Source organism: Shinella sp. NM-101 (genome assembly GCF_021401195.1).
Classification (GTDB): domain Bacteria; phylum Pseudomonadota; class Alphaproteobacteria; order Rhizobiales; family Rhizobiaceae; genus Shinella.
Genome location: NZ_JACBFT010000058.1, coordinates 1 through 848 on the forward strand (window position 1 = coordinate 1; position 848 = coordinate 848).

Consider the following 848-nt stretch of genomic DNA (forward strand, 5'->3'; position numbering starts at 1 on the left):
CACCTGGGATGGCGGTGTCCGACAGTTCCTTGTGGACGAGCAATGCGATCCTGCAAGGATCGAACGCATCATGGCAGACGAGCCGAAATCATAAACCCCGCGGCCTTCGCCGGATGGATACCCGGAGTGCAGGGCTACGTCGGCATCGCCCTCAAAGCTGCCCGAGGTGCTTACGACCGAAACCAGTGGGCCCGCCATTGGTACGATGAGATGAGGAAAGCTGAGACCCACGAGGCGTTCTGGCAGGCCTCCGTGCTGTTTGCGAAAGTGGTTGACGCTCGGTTCGTGCTTTGGCGGCATCCCGCCGACCGCTCGACGCTGTTCGGCAGATGTTGGTCTTCCATAAAGCGTGAAACCGAGAGCCGCATCGACAAATGGCACAACAAGAGAAAGGATAAACTGTTCGGTGACACCCGGCCGGAAGCTATCTTCTTGGGCGTATAGATTTAGCGATGAGCGTCGGCAGGATTTCGCAGCGTGCGCTACCGACAACCGACATTTCAACGGGTGGGGTCCAGAATACCTTTTCGACTCTATCTCATTGGTGCACCACAATTGGACCAAGGCGTCGAGCCGGCGCTCCGCAACTACGGCAGTAGCTGCGCCACATCAGCGCTCGATGTAGTCACTTATCCGCTGATCCAGGGGATTTGCTGACCATGGCCCCAATTAATATCATCACGTCCAGCGGGCTATGTATGATTGGCAAAATGCCGAAGACACGCAACTGTCCGTCGTCAAATGAACTGAGACTTTTCGGGCTTTGGAAGAGCGGAGTTTCCGGCTCGGTTTGCGGGTTGATTTAAGCCGCTTTGGCGTGATGGTTCAAGCGGCGCTGTCTGATGGTG

Annotated in this window: 1 protein-coding gene; it reads left to right on the forward strand. The window is 56.5% G+C overall.

The genetic code is table 11. From position 1 onward, the window contains the following. Positions 1-126 precede the first annotated feature (126 nt). A complete protein-coding gene (locus L0976_RS28555; protein ID WP_234190774.1) occupies positions 127-444 on the forward strand; it encodes a hypothetical protein in 318 nt (105 codons plus the stop codon). Positions 445-848 lie beyond the last annotated feature (404 nt).